This window comes from Pseudomonas sp. OG7 (assembly GCF_014192825.1).
GTDB classification, from domain to species: domain Bacteria; phylum Pseudomonadota; class Gammaproteobacteria; order Pseudomonadales; family Pseudomonadaceae; genus Aquipseudomonas; species Aquipseudomonas monteilii.
On record NZ_JACHYK010000004.1, the window covers coordinates 164,865 to 183,219 of the forward strand.

Consider the following 18,355-nt stretch of genomic DNA (forward strand, 5'->3'; position numbering starts at 1 on the left):
GCAAATGGCCTACGCTGTGCTTGTCTGGGTTGATTTGCGCCTTATCTGCTCTGTGACAGGGAATCCATGAAGGGATATCGCACTCTAGAAGCGCCAAAGTTGCTCGGCATCACCTGGCCCTTCATCGCCGTTGTGGTCTTCCAGGTAGCGTTGGGCAGCCTCAGCCTTTATACGCTGTCGGCCGTGCGCGCCTATGTCGCGGGCGAAAGCCTGTGGTCCAAGGCCCAGAAAGACGCCATTTACTACCTTAACCTGTACGCCGAAACCCGCGACGACAGCACCTATCAGCGCTATCGCCAAGCCATTACCGTGCCGCAGGGTGACCACCAGTTGCGCGAGGTGCTCGACCAGCCCAGCCCTGATCTGGATGCGGCGCGCCGGGCGGTGCTGCAGGGTGGCAACCACCCCGACGATGTCGAGCGGATCATCTGGTTCTACCGCAATTTCCGCAACATCAGCTATATGCAGACAGCCATCGACTACTGGGACATTGGCGACGATTACCTGGCCAAGCTCGATGTGCTGGCTGGCGAGATGCGCCAGAGCTTTGCCACCGGCCCGGTAGACGCCCAGGCAGTGAGTGCCTGGAAGGCCCGTATCGTCACCATCAACGAGGGTGTCACACCCGCCGCCAAGGCGTTCAGTGATGCGCTGGGTGAAGGCTCGCGCATGCTGTTGCGGGTGCTGCTGATCACCAACCTGCTGACGGCCATGTTTCTCATTGCTATCGCGTGGCGCCGCTCCAGCAAGCTGCTGGCCCAGCGCCAAGCCTTCGCCAGTGCCCTGCAGGAGGAAAAGGAGCGGGCACAGATCACCCTGCAGGCCATTGGTGATGCGGTGATCACCACCGATGTGGAGGGCAGTATCGGCTACATGAACCCGGCCGCCGAGCAACTGACCCACTGGCAGTCTGGTCAGGCCCATGGCCTGCCGTTGTCAGCGCTGTTCAGCCTGGTAGACGAGCAGGCTGAAGAAGATGGCAGCAGCCTGGTCGAGCAGGTGCTTAGCGGTAGCCTCAAGGGCGGCGCGGAGCATGCCCGGCTGATTCAGCGCCTGGATGGCAGCACCGTGTCGATCAACCTGGTAGGCTCGCCCATCGTCAGCGATGGCCAGGTCAGCGGCATCGTACTGGTACTGCATGACATGACCCAGGAACGCCAGTACATCGCCAACCTGTCCTGGCAGGCCACCCACGATGCCCTGACCGGCCTGGCCAACCGCCGCGAGTTCGAGTACCGCCTGGAGCAGGCGCTCAATGACCTGGCGCGCCAGGCTGGGCGGCATTCGCTGATGTTCCTTGACCTCGACCAGTTCAAGCTGGTGAACGACACCTGCGGCCACGCCGCCGGTGACGAGCTGCTGCGGCACATCTGCGCCGTGCTGCAATCCGGCCTGCGTGAAGGCGATACCCTGGCGCGGCTGGGGGGTGACGAATTTGGCGTGCTCCTGGAAAACTGCCCGCCCGACCAGGCCGAGCGCATTGCCGAACAGTTACGCCAGATGGTGCAGAGCCTGCATTTCGTGTGGAAGGGACGGCCGTTCGTCACCACGGTCAGTGTTGGCCTGGTGCACATGGCCCAGGCCCCCGGTACCCTCGAAACCTCGCTGCGCGCTGCCGACATGGCCTGCTACATGGCCAAGGAAAAGGGGCGCAACCGCGTGCAGGTGTACCACGCCGATGACAGTGAGCTGTCCATGCGCTTTGGTGAAATGGCCTGGATCCAGCGCTTGCATGTGGCCCTGGAAGAAAACCGCTTCTGCCTGTACGCCCAGGAAATTGCCCCGCTGAAAACGTTCGAAGGCCCGGGCCATATCGAAATCCTGCTGCGCCTGCACGACGAAAGTGGCCGTACCATTCTGCCCAGCAGCTTCATTCCGGCAGCCGAGCGCTATGGCCTGATGACCGCGCTGGACCGCTGGGTGGTGCGCAATGTGTTCCAGGTCATCCGCCAATGCCTGGACGAACGGCGTGAAGGGCCGCTGTCGATCTGCGCGATCAACCTGTCAGGGTCGAGCATCGGCGATGACAAGTTTCTCGAGTACCTGCAGCGGCTCTTTGTCGAATACGCCATCCCGCCACGGATGATCTGTTTCGAAATCACCGAAACCAGCGCCATTGCCAACCTGGGTAGCGCCATCCGCTTCATCAACGAGTTGAAGGGGCTGGGCTGCCGCTTCTCGCTCGATGATTTTTGCGCTGGCATGTCTTCGTTCGCCTACCTCAAGCATTTACCCGTGGATTTCCTGAAAATTGACGGCAGTTTCGTCAAGGACATGCTCGACGACCCGGTCAACCGGGCCATGGTCGAGGTCATCAACCATATCGGCCATGTCATGGGGAAACGCACCATCGCCGAGTTCGTCGAAACACCCTTGATCGAGCAGGCCCTACAGGAAATAGGCGTGGATTACGCCCAGGGTTACCTGATCGAACGCCCGCAGGTGTTCACCTGTGACAGTCTGCAGCGCCAACGGATCGCCGCCCGGCCTCTGTTGCAGCGCGCACCTGGCACGTTTCGCTAGCTAGAAATCACAAGGATCAAGGAGCTGAAAGTGATTGATGCATTCGTTCGTATCGGGCCTTTGATGGACCCCGCCAGCTACCCACAGTGGGCCCAGCAACTGATTGAAGACTGTCGCGAAAGCAAGCGCCGGGTGGTCGAGCACGAGTTCTATGCGCGCCTGCGCGATGGCCAGCTCAAGCAGTCGACCATTCGCCAGTACCTGATCGGTGGCTGGCCGGTGGTGGAGCAGTTTTCGCTGTACATGGCCCACAACCTGACCAAGACCCGTTATGGGCGGCACCAGGGCGAAGACATGGCGCGGCGCTGGTTGATGCGCAATATCCGGGTTGAGCTGAACCACGCCGACTACTGGGTGAACTGGTGTCAGGCGCATGGCGTGCACCTGCATGAGTTGCAGGCCCAGGAAGTGCCGCCCGAGCTGAACGGGTTGAACGACTGGTGCTGGCGCGTGTGCGCTACCGAGAACCTGGCCATTTCCATGGCGGCGACCAACTACGCCATCGAGGGGGCTACCGGGGAGTGGTCGGCGGTGGTGTGCTCGACCGACACCTATGCACTGGGCTTCCCGGAGGACCAGCGCAAGCGGGCGATGAAGTGGCTGAAGATGCATGCCCAGTATGACGATGCGCACCCGTGGGAGGCGCTGGAGATCATCTGTACCCTGGCGGGAGAGAACCCGACGCTGGGGCTGCGCACCGAGCTGCGCAGGGCGATTTGCAAGAGTTACGACTGCATGTTCCTGTTCCTGGAAAGGTGCATGCAACTGGAAGGGCGCCAGCAGGGCCGCCTGCGCCCGGCGTTGGCAGCGGGCTGATCTGCTTTCCTGTACCGGCCTCTTCGCGGGCAAGCCCGCGAGAGGCCGGTACAGGTTTATTGGGCGTTGAACGCCTGCCCATTCACCCCGGTGCTGTCCGGCCCCATCAGGTACAGGTACACCGGCATGATCTCTTCGGGCAGCGGGTTGTTCTGCGGGTTCTCGCTGGGGTAGGCCTGGGCGCGCATCGCCGTGCGCGTGGCGCCCGGGTTGATGCTGTTGGAGCGTACCGGCGCCACGCCTTCCAGCTCGTCGGCCAAGGTCTGCATCAGGCCCTCTGTGGCGAACTTCGACACGCCATAGGCACCCCAGTAGGCCCGGCCCTTGCGCCCGACGCTGCTGCTGGTGAACACCACCGAGGCGTCTTGCGACAGTTTCAATAGCGGCAGCAGGGTGCTGGTGAGCATGAAGGTGGCATCGACGTTGATGTGCATCACGCGCATGAAGTTGTCGCCCGACAACTGCTCCAGCGGCGTGCGCGGGCCGATGATCGAGGCATTGTTCAGCAGGCCGTCCAGGCGGCCGAACTGATCCTCGATCATCACCGCCAGCTCGTCGTACTGGTGGGGCAGGGCGGTTTCCAGGTTGAACGGGATGACCACCGGTTGCGGGTGCCCGGCGGCTTCGATCTGGTCGTAGACCTCGTTCAGGTTGGCCTCGGTCTTGCCCAGCAGCAGCACGGTGGCGCCCAGTGCGGCGTAAGCCTTGGCGGCCGCGGCACCGATGCCGCGGCCGGCACCGGTAACCAGGATGACCCGGCCTTGCAGCAGGTCGGGGCGGGCGGTGTAGTCGAACATGGTAGGTCCTTCGTGTTCGTTGGCGGGGGTCAGCAGCCGCACAGCGCGCTGTCGATCACTTTGCGCAGTTCCAGCGGGTGGTCCACCACCACGTCGGCACCCCAGTTGTTAGGGTTGTCCTCTGGATGAATATAGCCGTAACGCACCGCCGCCGTGCGGGTGCCGGCGTCGCGGCCAGACTCGATGTCGCGCAGGTCGTCGCCGACGAACAGCACGCTGGCCGGGTCCAGGTCCAGGGTCTTGCAGGCCAGGATCAGCGGCTCGGGGTCGGGCTTGCTGTTTTTTACATGGTCCGGGCAGATCAGCAAGGCCGAACGCTCGGCCAGGCCCAGCTGCTGCATGATCGGCTCGGCGAAACGCACCGGCTTGTTGGTGACCACGCCCCACACCAGGTTGCCTTTCTCGATGTCGGCCAGCAACTCGGCCATGCCGTCGAACAGCTTGCTGTGCACCGCGCAGTCGCGCTGGTAGCGCTCCAGGAACTCCAGGCGCAGGGCCTCGAAGCCTTCGGCATCCGGGTCCATGGCAAACGTGGCGGCTACCATGGCGCGGGCACCGCCCGAGATCACGCCACGGATCAGGTTGTCGTCAACGGCCGGCAGGCCGCGCTCGGCGAGCATGGCCTGGCAGATGGCGATGAAGTCTGGCGCCGTGTCCAGCAAGGTGCCGTCCATGTCGAAGAGTACTGCTCGCAAACGCATGCTCATTCCTCGCGCAGGGTCTGGATCATGTAGTTGACGTCGACGTCGCTGTTGAGCTTGTAGTGCTTGGTCAGCGGGTTGTAGGTCAGGCCGATGATGTCTTTGACTTCGAGGCCGGCAGCGCGGCTCCACGCGCCCAGTTCGGATGGGCGGATGAACTTCTTGAAGTCGTGGGTGCCGCGCGGCAGCATCTTAAGGATGTACTCGGCGCCGACGATGGCCAGCAGGTAGGCCTTGGGGTTGCGGTTGATGGTGGAGAAGAACACCTGGCCACCCGGCTTGACCATGCGGTAGCAGGCGCGAATCACCGAAGACGGGTCGGGCACGTGCTCGAGCATTTCCAGGCAGGTGACCACGTCGAACTGTTCGGGCATTTCTTCGACCAGGGCTTCGGCGGTAATCTGCCGGTATTCCACCTGCACGCCGGACTCCAGCTGGTGCAGTTGGGCCACGGCCAAGGGGGCTTCGCCCATGTCGATACCGGTTACCGTGGCACCGCGCAGGGCCATGGCTTCGCTGAGGATGCCGCCGCCGCAGCCGACGTCCAGCACCTTCTTGCCGGCCAGGCTGGCGCGTTCGTCGATCCAGTTGACGCGCAGCGGGTTGATTTCGTGCAGCGGCTTGAACTCGCTTTCGCGGTCCCACCAGCGGTGGGCCAGCGCTTCGAACTTGGCGATTTCGGCGCGGTCGACGTTGCTCATTGAACAGTCCTCTGAAACTTCGCAAAATTGCGCCGGAGTATACCCGAGCGCTCGGCCCCGAGGGTCGCTATAATCGCCGGCTTTTGATATCCGAACGACGGGGAGAGGCGATGCGCGAGCGACTTTTGGCGGCGGAGAAGGTGACCGGGATCCGCTGGCAGGGCGGCGTCTTGCACCTGCTCGACCAGCGCCTGCTGCCCTCGGATGAACGCTGGCTGGCCTGCGACAATGTCGCGCAGGTGGCGGCGGCGATCCGTGACATGGCGGTGCGCGGCGCTTCGGCCATCGGCATTGCCGCCGCTTACGGCCTGGTGCTGGCCCTTGAGGAGCGGCTGGCCGAAGGTGGCGATTGGGAAATGGACCTTGAAGAGGACTTCCTCTGCCTCGCCGAGGCGCGTCCCACCGCCGCCAACCTGTTCTGGGCGCTGAACCGCATGCGCGAGCGCCTGCAGCGTCTGCGCCCGTATGAAGATGTGCTGGCAGCACTGGAGGCCGAAGCCGTGGCCATCCATGAAAGCGACCGTGAAGCCAACCTGACCATGGCTCAGCAAGGCATCGAACTGATTCGCCGTCACCAGGGCAATGCCCAGACCCTGCTCACCTATGGCAATGCCGGTGCGCTGGCCAGCGGCGGCTTTGGTACCGCGTTGGGGGTGATCCGCGCCGGCTACCTCGAAGGCATGGTCGAGCGGGTGTATGCCGGCGAAACCCGCCCCTGGCTGCAAGGCTCGCGCCTGACCGCCTGGGAGCTGGCCAACGAAGGCATCCCGGTCACCCTGTGCGCCGACTCGGCGCTGGCGCACCTGATGAAGACCAAAGGCATCACCTGGGTGGTGGTGGGCGCGGACTGCATCGCTGCCAACGGCGACGTGGCCAGCAAGATCGGCACCTACCAGCTGGCGGTCAGCGCCATGCACCACGGTGTGCGCTTCATGGTGGTGGCGCCGAGCACCAGCATCGACCTGAACCTGGCCACTGGCGAGGATATTCCGCTGGAAGAGCGCGCGTCCGACGAACTGCTGGACATTGCCGGTACCCGGGTGGCGCCGGATGTGGAGGTGTTCAATCCGGTGTTCGACGTGACCCCGGCCGACCTGATCGATGTGATCGTGACCGAGCGAGGCATTGTCGAACGCCCTGATACCGCCAAACTGGCGCAGTTGATGTGCCGCAAGCGGTTGCATTGAGCTGGAGATCGAGCGCCGCGCGGGCGGCGCTCGATCTCTCAAACACCGAAAAACTAAAGGCAAGCACCCCCGTGCCACATCTCCCCACCGCCCCCGCCTTTGTGATAACATCCGGCAGTTTCCAGGACCGCCCATCACGGCGGCCTTCATTGCGCAGATCCATGGCACAACTCATTGATTTGTCGTAAGTCGTCGCACCCTTATGCGCTGCGGCGGCGAGCTTCGTTCGGCCCTTGATGGAGCTGCGAAGTTTCACCAGAAAAAGGAATCAGGCTTCTCATGGGCGAACTGGCCAAAGAAATCCTCCCGGTCAATATCGAAGACGAACTGAGACAGTCTTACCTCGACTACGCGATGAGCGTGATTGTCGGGCGAGCGCTGCCCGATGCGCGTGACGGCTTGAAGCCCGTGCATCGTCGCGTTCTCTATGCGATGAGCGAACTGGGCAACGACTGGAACAAGCCGTACAAGAAATCCGCCCGTGTGGTCGGTGACGTGATCGGTAAGTACCACCCGCACGGCGACACTGCGGTCTACGACACCATCGTGCGTATGGCCCAGCCGTTCTCGCTGCGCTACCTGCTGGTCGACGGCCAGGGCAACTTCGGTTCGGTGGACGGCGACAACGCCGCAGCCATGCGATACACCGAAGTGCGCATGACCAAGCTGGCCCACGAGCTGCTGGCCGACCTGCACAAAGAAACCGTCGACTGGGTGCCCAACTACGACGGCACCGAGCAGATCCCGGCGGTCATGCCGACCCGTATTCCCAACCTGCTGGTCAACGGCTCCAGCGGTATCGCCGTGGGCATGGCGACCAACATCCCGCCGCACAACCTCGGTGAAGTCATCGACGGCTGCCTGGCGCTGATCGACAACCCGGAAGTCACCATCGATGAGCTGATGCAGCACATCCCGGGCCCGGATTTCCCGACTGCCGGCATCATCAATGGTCGCCAAGGCATCATCGAGGCCTATCGTACCGGCCGTGGCCGCATCTACATGCGTGCCCGTTCCGAAATCGAAGACATCGACAAGGTCGGCGGCCGCCAGCAGATCGTCGTGACCGAGTTGCCGTACCAGCTGAACAAGGCGCGCCTGATCGAAAAGATCGCCGAGCTGGTAAAAGAGAAGAAGATCGAAGGCATCACCGAGCTGCGCGACGAGTCCGACAAGGACGGCATGCGCATCGTCATCGAGCTGCGTCGCGGCGAGGTGCCGGAGGTGGTGCTCAACAACCTCTATCAGCAAACCCAGCTGCAGAGTGTGTTCGGTATCAACGTGGTGGCCCTGGTCGACGGCCGTCCGCGCCTGCTCAACCTCAAGGACCTGCTCGAAGCGTTCGTCCGTCACCGCCGTGAAGTGGTGACCCGGCGTACCGTGTTCGAGCTGCGCAAGGCCCGCGAACGCGGCCACATCCTTGAAGGCCAGGCGGTCGCGCTGTCCAACATCGACCCGGTCATCGCCCTGATCAAGGCCTCGCCGACGCCGTCCGAAGCCAAGGAAGCCCTGGTTTCCACGCCGTGGGAATCCAGTGCCGTGCAGGTCATGGTCGAGCGCGCCGGCGCCGATTCCTGCCGCCCTGAAGACCTGCCAGAGCAATACGGCCTGCATGACGGCAAGTACTTCCTGTCGCCAGAGCAGGCCCAGGCCATTCTCGACCTGCGCCTGCACCGCCTGACCGGCCTTGAGCACGAGAAGCTGCTGGCCGAGTACCAGGAAATCCTCGAGCAGATCGGCGAGCTGATCCGCATCCTCAGCAGCGCCGAGCGCCTGATGGAAGTGATCCGCGAAGAGCTGGAAGCCATCCGTGCCGAATACGGCGATGCCCGGCGTACCGAAATTCTCGATGCGCGCCACGACCTCAGCTACGGCGACATGATCCCGGAAGAAGAGCGTGTGGTCACCATCTCCCACGGCGGCTACGCCAAGACCCAGCCGCTGTCCGCCTACCAGGCCCAGCGCCGTGGCGGCAAAGGCAAGTCGGCTACCGGGGTGAAGGACGAGGACTATATCGAGCACCTGCTGGTCGCCAACAGCCACGCTACCTTGTTGCTGTTCTCCAGCAAGGGCAAGGTGTACTGGCTGAAAACCTACGACATCCCTGAAGCGTCCCGCGCTGCCCGTGGTCGCCCGCTCGTCAACCTGCTGCCGCTGGAGGAGGGTGAGCGCATCACCGCCATGCTGCAGATCGACCTCGAGGCCCTGCAGCAGAGCGCTGGCGCCGAAGAAGAGCTGGACGAGGCGGAAGATGCCGTACTCGAAGGCGAAGTGATCGAGGCCGAGGAAGTCGACGAAGAAGACGGCGATACCCCTGAGTGGGTGGCCGAGCCGACTGGCGCCTACATCTTCATGGCCACCGCTTCGGGTACCGTGAAGAAGACCCCACTGGTGCAGTTCGCCCGTCCGCGCTCCAACGGCCTGATTGCCCTCAAGCTGAAAGAAGGTGACACCCTGATCGCTGCCGCCATTACTGACGGCGCCAAGGAAGTCATGATGTTCTCCGACGCCGGCAAGGTGATCCGCTTCGCTGAAAGCGTGGTGCGCGAAATGGGCCGTAACGCCCGTGGCGTACGCGGCATGAAGCTGGGCAAGGGGCAGCAGATCATTTCCATGCTGATCCCGGAATCGGGTGCGCAGATCCTGACTGCCTCCGAGCGTGGCTTCGGCAAACGCACCCCGCTGTCCAAGTTCCCGCGTCGCGGCCGCGGTGGCCAGGGCGTGATCGCCATGGGTACCAAAGGGCGCAACGGTCTGCTGATCGGCGCCATCCAGGTGCAGGAAGGCGAAGAGATCATGCTGATCTCCGACCAGGGTACGCTGGTGCGTACACGGGTAGGTGAGGTGTCCAGCCTGGGCCGTAACACCCAGGGCGTGACCTTGATCAAGCTGGCTACCGACGAGACGTTGGTGGGCCTGGAGCGTATCCAGGAGCCTTCCGAGGACGAACTCGATGATGTGATCGAGACGGACGAAGAGGGCGTCGAGGCTGAGGCGCCAGACAACGAAGAAGCTGCTGGCGCCGAAGAGGCCCCGCAGGAGTAAGCAAGCGTAAACCCGAGCGGGGCGACCAAGGTCGCCCCGTTTGACTGAATAGGCCGGGCATTGCCTGGCCCTGTGGGAGCGGGCTTGCCCGCGAATGAGGCGCCGCGGTGTATGGCACCGGCTTCGCCGGTGTTCGCGGGCAAGCCCGCTCCCACAGGGTTCCCGCAGAACTAGCTGTTTAGATCTATTAGAGCGAGAGTGGATGTGAGCAAACGAGCCTTTAACTTCTGCGCAGGCCCTGCCGCGCTTCCTGACGCTGTTTTGCAGCGCGCCCAGGCCGAAATGCTGGACTGGAACGGCAAGGGCTTGTCGGTGATGGAAATGAGCCATCGCAGCGACGACTACGTGGCCATCGCCGAAAAGGCCGAGCAGGACCTGCGTGACCTGCTGTCCGTCCCCTCCAACTACAAGGTGCTGTTCCTGCAGGGCGGCGCCAGCCAGCAGTTCGCTGAAATCCCGCTGAACCTGTTGCCGGAAAACGGCACTGCCGACTACATCGAAACCGGCATCTGGTCGAAAAAAGCCATCGAAGAAGCGCGCCGCTTCGGCAATGTCAACGTCGCCGCCAGCGCCAAGCCTTACGACTACCTGGCGATCCCGGGCCAGAACGAGTGGAACCTGACCAAAAACGCCGCCTACGTGCACTATGCATCCAACGAGACCATCGGTGGCCTGCAGTTTGACTGGGTGCCGGAAACCGGTGACGTCCCGCTGGTGGTCGATATGTCGTCCGACATCCTCTCGCGCCCCATCGACGTGTCCCAGTACGGCCTGATCTACGCCGGTGCGCAGAAGAACATCGGCCCGAGTGGCCTGGTGGTGGTGATCGTGCGTGAAGACCTGCTGGGGCATGCCCGCAGCAGCTGCCCGACCATGCTCGACTACAAGGTTTCAGCTGACAACGGCTCGATGTACAACACCCCGGCCACTTACTCCTGGTACCTCTCGGGCCTGGTCTTCGAGTGGCTGAAAGAGCAGGGTGGCGTCGACGCCATGGAGCAGCGCAACCGCGCCAAGAAAGAGCGTCTTTATGGCTTCATCGACAACAGCGATTTCTACACCAACCCGATCAGCCACAACGCCCGTTCGTGGATGAACGTGCCGTTCCGCCTGGCTGACGAGCGCCTGGACAAGGCCTTCCTTGCCGGTGCCGATGCCCGTGGCCTGCTCAACCTCAAGGGCCACCGCTCGGTGGGCGGCATGCGCGCTTCCATCTACAACGCCCTGGGCCTGGAAGCAGTGGAAGCGCTGGTGGGCTACATGGCTGAATTCGAGAAGGAGCACGGCTGATGTCCGAACAGGAGCTCAAGGCGCTGCGCGTACGCATCGACAGCCTCGACGAGAAAATCCTCGAGCTGATCAGCGACCGCGCCCGTTGCGCCGAAGAAGTGGCCCGGGTCAAGACCGCCTCGCTGAAAGAAGGCGAGAAGCCGGTGTTCTACCGCCCTGAGCGTGAGGCTGCGGTGCTCAAGCGCGTGATGGAGCGCAACAAAGGCCCGCTGGGCAACGAAGAGATGGCGCGGCTGTTCCGCGAAATCATGTCCTCGTGCCTGGCCCTGGAAGAACCGCTGAAAATCGCCTATCTCGGCCCTGAGGGTACTTTCACCCAGGCGGCGGCCATGAAGCACTTTGGTCACGCGGTGATCAGCCGCCCGATGGCAGCCATCGACGAAGTGTTCCGTGAAGTGGCGGCCGGTGCTGTCAATTTCGGCGTGGTGCCGGTGGAAAACTCCACCGAAGGCGCTGTCAGCCATACCCTGGACAGCTTCCTTGAGCACGACATGGTGATTTGCGGCGAGGTCGAGCTGCGTATCCACCACCACCTGCTGGTGGGCGAAAATACCAAGACCGACAGCATCACCCGTATCTACTCCCACGCTCAGTCGCTGGCCCAGTGCCGCAAGTGGCTGGACGCGCACTACCCGAACGTGGAGCGCGTCGCTGTATCGAGCAATGCCGAGGCCGCCAAGCGCGTCAAGGGTGAGTGGAATTCGGCGGCGATCGCCGGTGATATGGCAGCCAACCTGTATGGTCTGACTCGCCTGGCCGAGAAGATCGAAGACCGCCCGGACAACTCCACGCGCTTCCTGATGATCGGCAACCAGGAAGTGCCGCCGACGGGCGACGACAAGACTTCGATCATCGTTTCGATGAGCAACAAGCCCGGTGCCTTGCACGAGCTGCTGGTGCCGTTCCATCAGAACGGCATCGACCTGACCCGCATCGAGACCCGCCCGTCGCGCAGTGGCAAGTGGACCTACGTGTTCTTCATCGACTTCGTTGGCCACCACCGCGACCCGCTGATCAAAGCGGTGCTGGAGCAGATCAGCCAGGAGGCTGTGGCGCTGAAGGTGCTGGGCTCTTATCCGAAGGCGGTGCTTTGATTCAAGGTCCCATAGGGTCCAGCAGGCTGTCTTGATTTCTGAACAGGGTTCGCACCAGTGGTAAATGCAGCAAAAACCAAACCCGCACCCATCATCAACCGCCTGGTCGTGGTCGGTCTCGGCCTGATCGGCGGCTCTTTCGCCAAGGGCCTGCGTGAAAGCGGCCTGTGCCGCGAAGTGGTCGGTGTCGACCTGGATGCCCCTTCGCGCAAGCAGGCTGTGGCCCTGGGCGTGGTCGATCGCTGCGAAGAAGACCTCGCTGCCGCTTGCGTGGGTGCCGATGTGATCCAGCTGGCCGTGCCGATCCTGGCCATGGAAAAAGTGCTGGCCCGCCTGGCCCGGCTCGACCTGGGTGACGCGATCATCACCGATGTCGGTAGCGCCAAGGGCAATGTCGTCCGTGAGGCGCGCGTCGTCTTCGGGCAGCGCTTGCCGCGCTTCGTCCCCGGCCACCCCATCGCCGGTTCCGAGCAGAGCGGGGTAGAGGCCTCCAACGCTGCCCTGTTCCGCCGTCACAAGGTCATCCTCACGCCGCTGGCCGAAACCGATCCTGCCGCGCTAGCGCTGGTCGACCGCCTGTGGCGTGCGCTGGATGCTGATGTGGAGCACATGTCGGTCGAGCGCCATGATGAAGTGCTGGCAGCCACCAGTCACTTGCCGCACTTGCTGGCCTTTGGCTTGGTCGACTCGTTGGCCAAACGCAATGAAAACCTCGAGATCTTCCGGTACGCTGCGGGAGGTTTCCGCGATTTCACAAGAATCGCTGGCAGCGACCCGACCATGTGGCACGACATCTTCCTCGCCAACCGCGACGCTGTCTTGCGCACGCTAGATACATATCGCAGCGATCTCGACGCCTTGCGCGACGCGATCGCTGAAGGGGACGGGCACCAGCTGCTGGGTGTATTCACCCGCGCACGGGTTGCCCGCGAGCATTTCAGTAAAATCCTGGCCCGCCGGGCCTATGTGGACGCTATGAACGCCAACGATCTGATTTTCCTGGCCCAACCGGGTGGCCGCCTGAACGGGCGTATTCGTGTACCGGGCGACAAGTCGATTTCCCATCGCTCGATCATGCTCGGCTCGCTGGCCGAAGGCACCACCGAAGTCGAAGGCTTCCTCGAAGGTGAAGACGCGCTGGCGACCCTGCAGGCATTCCGTGACATGGGTGTGGTCATCGAGGGCCCCAACCACGGTCGCGTGACCATTCACGGCGTTGGCCTGCACGGCCTCAAGCCACCACCCGGGCCGCTGTATGTAGGTAACTCCGGCACCTCGATGCGCCTGCTGTCGGGCCTGCTGGCCGGCCAGCCGTTCGACGTCACCATGACAGGCGACGCTTCGCTGTCCAAGCGCCCGATGAACCGTGTGGCCAACCCGCTACGCGAAATGGGCGCCGTGGTCGAGACAGGTCCGGAAGGCCGCCCACCGCTGACCATTCGCGGCGGTAGCAAGCTCAAGGCATTGACCTACACGCTGCCGATGGCCAGCGCCCAGGTCAAATCGTGCCTGTTGCTGGCCGGCCTGTACGCCGAAGGCAAGACCACCGTCACCGAGCCTGCGCCAACCCGTGACCACACTGAGCGCATGCTGCGCGGCTTTGGCTATGCGGTCGAGTCGAACGGCCCGGTTGCCTCGCTGCAGTCCGGTGGCAAACTCACCGCGACCCGCATCGAAGTGCCGGCCGACATTTCCTCGGCAGCGTTCTTCCTGGTGGCAGCTTCGATCGCTGAAGGCTCCGAGCTGGTGCTGGAGCACGTAGGCATCAACCCGACCCGTACCGGCGTGATCGACATCCTGCGCCTGATGGGCGGCGACATTACCCTGGAAAACCAGCGTGAAGTCGGCGGCGAGCCGGTGGCTGATCTGCGTGTGCGTGGTGCCAAGCTCAAGGGCATTGATATCCCGGAAGAACTGGTACCGCTGGCCATCGACGAGTTCCCGGTGCTGTTCGTGGCCGCCGCCTGCGCCGAAGGGCGTACCGTGCTGCGTGGCGCCGAAGAGCTGCGGGTGAAGGAATCCGACCGTATCCAGGTGATGGCTGACGGCCTGATCACCCTGGGCATCCAGTGTGAACCGACCCCGGATGGCATCATCATCGACGGTGGCCAGTTGGGCGGTGGCGAAGTGCATGGCCACGGTGACCACCGCATTGCCATGGCTTTCAGCGTGGCCTCGCTGCGCGCCAGCGCGCCCATTCGCATCCATGACTGCGCCAACGTCGCCACCTCGTTCCCCAACTTCCTGGCGCTGTGTGCCGAAGTGGGTATCCGCGTGGCGGAAGAGGGCAAGTCGTGAATTCGCTGGCGCCGGTTATCACCATCGACGGGCCTAGCGGCTCGGGCAAGGGCACGGTCGCCGGCCTGCTGGCTCGCGAGCTGGGCTGGAAGCTGCTGGATTCGGGTGCGCTGTACCGCTTGCTGGCGTTCAACGCCAGTAATCACGGTGTCGACCTCACCAACGAAGAGCTGCTTACCAAGCTTGCCGCCCATCTGGATGTGCAGTTCATCGCCGCCGAGCCCGGTAAGCTGCAACAGATCATCCTTGAGGGTGAAGACGTCAGTAACGTCATCCGTACCGAAACGGTAGGTGCGGGTGCGTCGATGGTGGCTTCGCTGCCGGCGGTGCGTGATGCCCTGCTGGTGCGTCAGCGTGAGTTCCGCGAGGCGCCGGGCCTGATCGCCGACGGTCGCGACATGGGCACCGTGGTGTTCCCCGACGCGCCGTTGAAGGTCTTCCTTACCGCCAGCGCGGAGGAGCGCGCACGTCGTCGCTACCTGCAGTTGAAGGGCAAGGGTGAAGATGTTAGTCTGTCGAGTCTGCTGGATGAGATTCGTGCGCGTGATGAGCGCGACACCCAACGTGCAGTGGCCCCGCTGAAACCAGCGGTCGATGCCATTCAGTTGGACTCTACCGAGTTGTCCATCGAGCAGGTGTTGCAACGTATCAGGAGCGAGATCGCCCAGCGCGACCTCCTCTGATAGCCAGGAGAGCAGGCAGGGGCACCAGTCAACGTCCTGCCGGCTTTCCTTTACTTAAAACAGACCCACATTGTCTGGAATGTGGCGAGGGCGTTTGTTTCGCCCGAATTTACAGGAATTAAAATGAGCGAAAGCTTTGCAGAACTCTTTGAAGAAAGCCTGAAAACCCTCAATCTTCAGCCGGGTGCGATCATCACCGGTATCGTTGTCGACATCGACGGCGACTGGGTTACCGTACACGCTGGCCTGAAGTCCGAGGGCGTCATCCCGCTCGAGCAGTTCTACAACGAAGCTGGCGAGCTGACCATCAAGGTCGGTGACGAAGTGCACGTTGCGCTGGACGCGGTCGAAGACGGCTTTGGCGAAACCAAACTGTCCCGTGAAAAAGCCAAGCGCGCCGAGTGCTGGATTGTTCTGGAAGCAGCTTTCGCCGCCGAAGAAGTGGTCAAGGGCGTTATCAACGGTAAGGTTAAGGGCGGCTTCACTGTCGACGTTAACGGCATCCGTGCGTTCCTGCCGGGCTCCCTGGTTGATGTCCGCCCAGTGCGCGACACCACCCACCTGGAAGGCAAAGAGCTGGAATTCAAGGTCATCAAGCTGGACCAGAAGCGCAACAACGTTGTCGTTTCCCGTCGCAGCGTGCTGGAAGCCGAGAACTCCGCCGAGCGCGAAGCCCTGCTGGAAACCCTGCAGGAAGGCCAGCAAGTCAAAGGTATCGTCAAGAACCTCACCGACTACGGCGCATTCGTGGACCTGGGCGGTATCGACGGCCTGCTGCACATCACCGACATGGCCTGGAAGCGCATCAAGCACCCATCGGAAATCGTTAACGTTGGCGACGAAGTCGACGTACGCGTTCTGAAGTTCGACCGCGAGCGCAACCGCGTTTCGCTGGGTCTGAAGCAAATGGGCGAAGATCCGTGGGTAGCTATCACTGCCCGTTACCCAGAAGGTACTCGCGTACAAGCTCGCGTTACCAACCTGACCGACTACGGCTGCTTCGCTGAGCTGGAAGAAGGCGTTGAAGGTCTGGTACACGTTTCCGAAATGGACTGGACCAACAAGAACATCCACCCGTCGAAAGTCGTTCAGGTTGGCGACGAAGTGGAAGTCATGGTTCTGGACATCGACGAAGAGCGTCGTCGTATCTCCCTGGGCATCAAGCAGTGCAAGTCCAACCCATGGGAAGACTTCTCCGGCCAGTTCAACAAGGGTGACAAGATCACCGGTACCATCAAGTCGATCACCGACTTCGGTATCTTCATCGGCCTGGACGGCGGCATTGACGGCCTGGTTCACCTGTCCGACATCTCCTGGAACGAAACCGGCGAAGAAGCCGTACGTCGTTTCAAGAAGGGCGACGAGCTGGAAACCGTCATCCTGTCGGTCGACCCAGAGCGCGAGCGCATCTCCCTGGGCATCAAGCAGCTGGAAGACGATCCGTTCTCCAACTTCGTTGCTGTCAATGACAAGGGCGCTATCGTCAAGGGCATCGTGAAAGAAGTTGACGCCAAAGGCGCCATCGTCACTCTGGCCGACGACATCGAAGCCACTCTGAAAGCTTCCGAAATCAGCCGTGACCGCGTTGAAGACGCGCGTAACGTTCTGAAGGAAGGCGAAGAGATCGAAGCCAAGATCATCAGCGTTGACCGCAAGTCCCGCGTTATCAGCCTGTCGATCAAATCGAAAGACGACGCTGAAGAGCGCGAAGCCATCCAGAGCCTGAAAAACGCTCCGGAAGCGGCTGCCGACACCACCATGGCTGCGCTGCTGCGCGAAGCAATGGCCAAGCAGAACTGAGTTCTGTTTGATCGGTAAAAAAGGGCGACCCTCGGGTCGCCCTTTTTTTTGGGAGTTGGGTGTTGTCTTGTGGTGTTGCGCAGATCGAGCGCCGCTCGCGCGGCGCTCGATCTCCCAGGCACGGCCACTCCATACCCTCAAAGCCACACCGCATCCCAATGCGGATAATCACTGGCTCTGGTGACTAACCCGGCCCTGACCGGGTTGGCCACGATATACCTTGCCGCCTTGAGAATATCTTCGTCTCGGCGCAAAGCGCGGTCGTAATAACCTGCCTGCCATATCGGAGACATCTTCACCCCGGCCTTGCGCAATGCATTGCTGGATTGGCACTTGAAGCGTTGCATCAGTTTGCTAAGCGTCGTGCCTTTCAGTTCGATCAACCAGTGCAAGTGGTCTGGCATCAGTACCCAGGCTAGCGAGCGACAGTGTTGCTGCTGATCTGCATGGCGTTGGTTGTGGATAGTCAAGCGGGCAAGGTAAAGGTTGTGGAACAGGGGCTGACGCAGGTGTGTGACAGTCGTCAGCATGTATAGCCTGCCTGGTACCGAGCATCGGGCATGGCGAAGCCTGCAGCCATGGGGTTTGGTCATTGTGTTCATCCTTTAGTGTGTGCGTGCCGGGGCAGCGTAGTCGCGGTGGATGGGGGCTGGCGTTAATCAGGGTTTCAGCATGTAAATGGATGGCGTGGGATTTGCGGTGTTGCGCAGATCGAGCGCCGCCCGCGCGGCGCATCGCGAGCTGCGCTCGCTCCTACGTTTGTTTCGGGCCAATTATTCCTGGGGGATTGGCGCGCGTACGCCTTGGCGCATGGCTCGATATCACGTCGTACAAACAAGGCGGCCGCGCGCGCCTGTCACAGGCGTTACTGGCCCGAAACAAACGTAGGAGCGAGCGCAGCTCGCGATGCGCCGCGCGGGCGGCGCTCGATTGCCGCTCCAACACAAATGTATCGCCGGACACCTAAAAGCTCCCGCCGGCTAGACCATTCTTGCAAAACTTCAATCTTGAATTTTTTTATTAAGTCAAGAACCACCCTGTTCAAATCCTTCCCGGCGTGCTACAAACTGGTTGAGCAATGATCTAGCTGCTTGATAACGAAGGGAAAAATATGACGAAGTCGGAGCTGATCGAACGTATTGTCACCCATCAAGGGCTGCTCTCGTCCAAGGACGTGGAGCTGGCCATCAAGACCATGCTTGAGCAGATGTCACAATGCCTTGCTACCGGCGATCGCATCGAGATCCGCGGTTTTGGCAGCTTCTCGCTGCACTATCGTGCCCCCCGCGTGGGCCGTAACCCGAAGACCGGTCAGTCGGTCAGCCTCGAAGGCAAGTTCGTGCCGCACTTCAAGCCCGGCAAAGAGTTGCGCGATCGGGTCAATGAAGACGAGCATGATGAGGTTCATACCTGATCCCTC

Annotated in this window: 14 protein-coding genes; 10 read left to right on the forward strand and 4 right to left on the reverse strand. The window is 62.1% G+C overall.

Annotated features, from left to right (window positions below; all coding sequences use genetic code 11):
- Positions 1–66: 66 nt before the first annotated feature.
- Together FHW75_RS11570 and FHW75_RS11575 are read left to right on the forward strand one after the other, a co-directional pair.
- Positions 67–2,523, forward strand: a complete 2,457-nt coding sequence (locus tag FHW75_RS11570; protein ID WP_183673669.1) for an EAL domain-containing protein — start codon at positions 67–69, stop codon at positions 2,521–2,523.
- A 30-nt stretch (positions 2,524–2,553) separates the two neighbouring features.
- Positions 2,554–3,339: a TenA family transcriptional regulator gene (locus tag FHW75_RS11575; protein ID WP_016715014.1), complete on the forward strand. Its 786-nt coding sequence runs from the start codon at positions 2,554–2,556 to the stop codon at positions 3,337–3,339.
- Positions 3,340–3,395: 56 nt separating this feature from the next.
- Here FHW75_RS11575 and FHW75_RS11580 read toward each other — a convergent pair whose 3' ends face one another.
- The 3 genes from FHW75_RS11580 to ubiG are packed head-to-tail and all read right to left on the reverse strand — an operon-like array spanning position 3,396 to position 5,538.
- Positions 3,396–4,136, reverse strand: coding sequence for a YciK family oxidoreductase (locus tag FHW75_RS11580; protein ID WP_020371284.1), 741 nt, complete (start codon positions 4,134–4,136; stop codon positions 3,396–3,398).
- Between the two features lie 29 nt (positions 4,137–4,165).
- Positions 4,166–4,837 (reverse strand): N-acetylmuramic acid 6-phosphate phosphatase MupP, encoded by a 672-nt coding sequence (mupP, locus tag FHW75_RS11585; RefSeq protein WP_019096979.1) that lies wholly within the window; start codon positions 4,835–4,837, stop codon positions 4,166–4,168.
- A 2-nt stretch (positions 4,838–4,839) separates the two neighbouring features.
- Positions 4,840–5,538 carry a bifunctional 2-polyprenyl-6-hydroxyphenol methylase/3-demethylubiquinol 3-O-methyltransferase UbiG gene (ubiG, locus tag FHW75_RS11590; RefSeq protein ID WP_183673671.1) on the reverse strand — a complete coding sequence of 233 codons (699 nt, stop codon included), beginning with the start codon at positions 5,536–5,538 and terminating at the stop codon, positions 4,840–4,842.
- A 110-nt stretch (positions 5,539–5,648) separates the two neighbouring features.
- On the opposite strand from ubiG, the gene mtnA reads away from it, so the two are divergent.
- From mtnA to rpsA, 7 genes are all read left to right on the forward strand, one after another.
- The gene (mtnA, locus tag FHW75_RS11595; RefSeq protein ID WP_019096978.1) at positions 5,649–6,725 is read left to right on the forward strand and encodes an S-methyl-5-thioribose-1-phosphate isomerase; all 1,077 of its coding nucleotides are present in this window, start codon (positions 5,649–5,651) and stop codon (positions 6,723–6,725) included.
- Between the two features lie 279 nt (positions 6,726–7,004).
- Positions 7,005–9,770 (forward strand): DNA gyrase subunit A, encoded by a 2,766-nt coding sequence (gene gyrA, locus FHW75_RS11600; RefSeq protein WP_019096977.1) that lies wholly within the window; start codon positions 7,005–7,007, stop codon positions 9,768–9,770.
- A 204-nt stretch (positions 9,771–9,974) separates the two neighbouring features.
- Entirely contained in the window at positions 9,975–11,060 is a 1,086-nt protein-coding gene (gene serC, locus FHW75_RS11605) for a 3-phosphoserine/phosphohydroxythreonine transaminase (protein ID WP_026020335.1), read from the forward strand.
- On the forward strand, positions 11,060–12,154 hold the full coding sequence (gene pheA, locus FHW75_RS11610) for a prephenate dehydratase (protein ID WP_016715021.1): 1,095 nt from the start codon (positions 11,060–11,062) through the stop codon (positions 12,152–12,154). The genes serC and pheA overlap by 1 nt, the downstream gene beginning before the upstream one ends.
- A 90-nt stretch (positions 12,155–12,244) precedes the next feature.
- A complete protein-coding gene (locus FHW75_RS11615) occupies positions 12,245–14,452 on the forward strand; it encodes a bifunctional prephenate dehydrogenase/3-phosphoshikimate 1-carboxyvinyltransferase (protein WP_025754733.1) in 2,208 nt (735 codons plus the stop codon).
- Positions 14,449–15,135: a (d)CMP kinase gene (gene cmk / locus FHW75_RS11620; protein ID WP_016715023.1), complete on the forward strand. Its 687-nt coding sequence runs from the start codon at positions 14,449–14,451 to the stop codon at positions 15,133–15,135. Before FHW75_RS11615 ends, cmk begins: the two co-directional genes overlap by 4 nt.
- Positions 15,136–15,258: 123 nt before the next feature.
- A complete protein-coding gene (rpsA, locus tag FHW75_RS11625) occupies positions 15,259–16,935 on the forward strand; it encodes a 30S ribosomal protein S1 (RefSeq protein ID WP_003252673.1) in 1,677 nt (558 codons plus the stop codon).
- A gap of 137 nt (positions 16,936–17,072) precedes the next feature.
- Here the strand turns inward: rpsA and FHW75_RS11630 are convergent, their stop codons facing one another.
- Positions 17,073–17,528: an REP-associated tyrosine transposase gene (locus FHW75_RS11630; RefSeq protein ID WP_183673673.1), complete on the reverse strand. Its 456-nt coding sequence runs from the start codon at positions 17,526–17,528 to the stop codon at positions 17,073–17,075.
- Between the two features lie 518 nt (positions 17,529–18,046).
- Between FHW75_RS11630 and ihfB the strand changes: the two genes are divergently transcribed.
- The gene (gene ihfB / locus FHW75_RS11635) at positions 18,047–18,349 is read left to right on the forward strand and encodes an integration host factor subunit beta (RefSeq protein WP_016715025.1); all 303 of its coding nucleotides are present in this window, start codon (positions 18,047–18,049) and stop codon (positions 18,347–18,349) included.
- The last annotated feature ends 6 nt before the right edge of the window (positions 18,350–18,355 follow it).